Below are 3,601 nucleotides of genomic sequence, written 5' to 3'. Positions count from 1 at the left end.
CGGCTGCTTTGGGCGGGGTCCGACCGGGCGCCGCGACCGCCTGCCTCTTACCCGTCGGCTCTACCGGGGATACGCCGCCGATATCCCGCCCGTTCGGTCCGGAGCGCCAGCGGTACGCCGCAGGCGCACCGTTCCGATTCGATGCATTACCTTTGCCTCAGCGAGACCGCATGACCGACACCACCCGCATTCCCGAACCCTGTGACCTGTTGATCGAAGCGGGTTACGTGGTCCCGATCGAACCGCATGCGGTGGTGCTGGAAGACCATGCCGTGGCCGTGCGCGGCAGCGAAATCGTGGCGATCCTGCCGCGCGCCGACGCGCGCGCGCGCTTCAGTGCCCGCCAGGTGGTCTCGCGCCCCGATGCAGCGCTGATGCCCGGCCTGGTCAACGCCCACACGCACAACCCGATGACGCTGCTGCGCGGCGTGGCCGACGACCTGCCGCTGATGGTGTGGCTGCAGCAGCACATCTGGCCGGTGGAAGCGGCGGTGATCGGCCCTGAATTCGTCGCCGATGGCACCACCCTGGCCATCGCTGAAATGCTGCGCGGTGGCACCACCTGCGCCAACGAAAACTATTTCTTCGCCGACGTCCAGGCGGCGGTCTACAAGCAGCACGGCTTCCGTGCGCTGGTCGGCGCGGTGATCATCGATTTCCCCACCGCCTGGGCCAAGACCGACGACGAGTACTTCGCCAAGGCCGGCGAGCTGCACGACCAGTGGCGCAACGACCCGCTGATCGGCACGTCGTTCGCCCCGCACGCGCCGTACACCGTCAACGACGCCAACTTCGAACGCGTGCGCATGCTGTCCGACCAGCTGGACATGCAGGTGCACCTGCACACGCATGAAACCGCCCAGGAAATCAGCGATTCGCTCAAGCTGCACGGCCAGCGCCCGCTGGCGCGGCTGGACCGCCTGGGGCTGGTCAACGACCGCCTGATCGCGGTGCACATGACCCAGCTGACCGAAGCGGAAATCCACCTCTGCGCCGAACGCGGCGTGAGCGTGGTGCATTGCCCCGAATCCAACCTCAAGCTGGCCTCCGGGTTCTGCCCGGCCTGCGCCCTGCAGCGCGCCGGGGTCAACCTGGCGATCGGCACCGATGGCTGCGCCAGCAACAACGACCTGGACATGTTCAGCGAAAACCGCACCGCGGCGATCCTGGCCAAGGCCGTGGCCAACGATGCCACCGCGCTGGACGCGGCCACCACGCTGCGTGCGGCCACCCTGGGTGGCGCACGCGCGCTGGGCTTCGGCGACCGCATCGGCTCGATCGAAGTGGGCAAGCAGGCCGACCTGGTCTGCGTGGACCTGTCGGCGCTGGAAACCCAGCCGCTGCACCACGTGCTTTCGCAGCTGGTGTATGCCGCCGGCCGCCACCAGGTCAGCGATGTCTGGATTGCCGGGCAGCCCAAGCTGGTCCAGCGCGAGCTGGTCGGCATGGACACCGCTGCCATCGTCGCCAACGCCCGCCAGTGGCGCGAGCGCATTCGTCACGCTCGTCATTGATATGCACGCGCCTGAGGCGCGAAAAGGACAGCCATGAACGCCCCCCACGCTTCCACCAATTTCGACCAGGCCGAGCTGGACAAGTTCGCCGCGCTTGCCAATCGCTGGTGGGACGCTGACGGTCCGCAGAAGCCCTTGCACGCACTGAACCCGGTGCGCCTGAAGTACGTTGCGGACCGGGTCACGCTGCGCGGTGCGCGCGTGCTCGACATCGGCTGCGGCGGCGGCCTGCTCAGCGAAGCGCTGGCCCAGGCCGGCGCCGACGTGACCGCCATCGACCTGGCCCCGGAGCTGGTCAAGGTCGCCCGCTTGCACGGGCTGGAGTCGGGCGTCACGGTGGACTACCGCGTGCAGGCCGCCGAAGACCTCGCCGCCGAACAGCCGGGCAGCTTCGACGTGGTCACCTGCATGGAAATGCTGGAACACGTGCCAGACCCGGGCGCGATCATCGCCGCCTGCCACCGCCTGCTCAAGCCGGGCGGCCAGCTGTTCCTGTCGACCGTCAACCGCACCCCGGCTGCGTTCGCCGTGGCCATCGTCGGGGCCGAATACATCGCGCGCCTGCTGCCCAAGGGCACGCACCATTACCAGGATTTCATCAAGCCGGCCGAGCTGGGCAAGTGGCTGCGCGAAGCGGATTTCAACCTGCGCGATGTCAGCGGCATGGCCTACGAGCCGTGGCGCAACCGCGCGCGGTTGAGCTCGCGCACCGACATCAACTACCTGGCCCACGCGGTCAAGCCCGACGCTGACGGCCGTGGCTGAGTCCGGTTTTCCGCAGGCGGTGCTGTTCGACCTGGACGGCACGCTGCTCGACAGTGCGCCGGACATGCTGGCCACCGCCAACGCGATGTTGGCCGAACGCGAACGCGCCCCGATCACGCTGGAGGCGTTGCGCCCGGTGGTGTCCAAGGGGTCGCGGGCGATGGTGGCCGTGGCGTTTCCCGAACTGGGGCAGGAGGCGCGTGATGCGCTGGTGCCCGAGTTCCTGGATCGCTACGAAGCGCTGATCGGCCAGCACGCGGTGCTGTTCGATGGCGTGGCCGGCATGCTCGACGCGCTGGAGGCCGCAGGCTGTGGCTGGGGCATCGTCACCAACAAGCCCGAATACCTGGCGCGGCTGATCCTGCCGCAGCTGGGCTGGGAAACCCGCTGCGCGGTGCTGATCGGCGGCGACACGCTGGCCCAGCGCAAGCCGCACCCGCTGCCGCTGCTGGCCGCCGCCGAGCGGATGGGCATCGACCCGGGCACCTGCATCTACGTCGGCGATGACGAGCGCGACATCGTCGCCGCCAACGCCGCCGGCATGGCCTCGGTCGCCGCCCTGTGGGGCTACCGCCTGGACGCCGACGACCCGCTGGCCTGGGGCGCGGAGGCCATGATCGAACAGCCGGCTGCACTTCAGAAGGCGGCCGCTTGGCCCGCCGCCCGAATCAACGCCGGCAACTGACAGACCCGGTAGGTACCGACCGTTGGTCGGTACGCTCTACTTCAGGAAATCCGAATGACCACCTCCACCGCCCTCGACAGCTTCCTCGACAAATGGCGGACCCGCTGGCCGGAATGGCAGGTGGCCGAACCGTTCATCGCCGAATCCCAGCGCACCCTGGTGGTGGCGTGGTTCGCGCTGCTGCAGGAATTCGACGACATCCTCAACATCGCCGGCGACCCGATGCCGGCGGACGCCAAGCTGGCGTGGTGGGGCGAGGAGCTGCGCAGCTGGGCCGGGCAGCGTTCGCGTCATCCGCTGGGCCGCGTGCTGGAGCCCGTGCGCGCACCGTGGGCCGAACTGGCGCAGGCCCTGCCGGACCTGATCGAAGCGCGCGCCGTTCCCGTGGACCCGGCGCACGCGCAGCGCGCCCTGCAGGCCTACGGCGCCGCCGTGGCCGCAGTAGAAGCGGTGATGTTCGCTACCCCGGCGCGCGGCGACGTGGTCACCCCGGTGGTGCTGCAGACCCTGGCCCAGCGCCTGCACGAAGCGGGTGTGGCTGCAGTGCCGCGTTCGCTGCTGGCGCAGGCCGATGGCGATGCCACGCAGCGTTGGGCACAGCAGCTGGTGCGGCAGTGGCCGGCCCGCGTGGCGGGCC

General features: G+C 69.5%; 4 protein-coding genes. All 4 read left to right on the top strand.

What is annotated here, in order from left to right:
- Nucleotides 1-170 precede the first annotated feature (170 nt).
- On the top strand, nt 171-1,514 hold the full coding sequence (locus tag ACQG3P_RS18705) for a TRZ/ATZ family hydrolase (protein ID WP_210130696.1): 1,344 nt from the start codon (nt 171-173) through the stop codon (nt 1,512-1,514).
- Between the two features lie 33 nt (nt 1,515-1,547).
- Nucleotides 1,548-2,279 carry a bifunctional 2-polyprenyl-6-hydroxyphenol methylase/3-demethylubiquinol 3-O-methyltransferase UbiG gene (gene ubiG, locus ACQG3P_RS18700; RefSeq protein ID WP_068853241.1) on the top strand — a complete coding sequence of 244 codons (732 nt, stop codon included), beginning with the start codon at nt 1,548-1,550 and terminating at the stop codon, nt 2,277-2,279.
- Nucleotides 2,263-2,964 carry a phosphoglycolate phosphatase gene (locus ACQG3P_RS18695; RefSeq protein WP_426805871.1) on the top strand — a complete coding sequence of 234 codons (702 nt, stop codon included), beginning with the start codon at nt 2,263-2,265 and terminating at the stop codon, nt 2,962-2,964. The genes ubiG and ACQG3P_RS18695 overlap by 17 nt, the downstream gene beginning before the upstream one ends.
- A gap of 54 nt (nt 2,965-3,018) precedes the next feature.
- Nucleotides 3,019-3,601, top strand: a 583-nt coding sequence (locus ACQG3P_RS18690; RefSeq protein ID WP_426805868.1) for a squalene/phytoene synthase family protein, incomplete at its 3' end; no start/stop codon positions are given.

Origin of the sequence: Stenotrophomonas sp. SrG (genome assembly GCF_050031795.1) — a bacterium.
Taxonomy (GTDB): Bacteria; Pseudomonadota; Gammaproteobacteria; order Xanthomonadales; family Xanthomonadaceae; genus Stenotrophomonas; species Stenotrophomonas rhizophila_A.
This window is presented reverse-complemented; position numbering and strand designations above follow the sequence as displayed.

Bases quoted from the DNA above. Each gene is read 5' to 3' on its own strand.
- ACQG3P_RS18705 (WP_210130696.1), top strand. From the start codon at position 171: ATGACCGACACCACCCGCATTCCCGAACCCTGTGACCTGTTGATCGAA.
- ubiG (WP_068853241.1), top strand. From the start codon at position 1,548: ATGAACGCCCCCCACGCTTCCACCAATTTCGACCAGGCCGAGCTGGAC.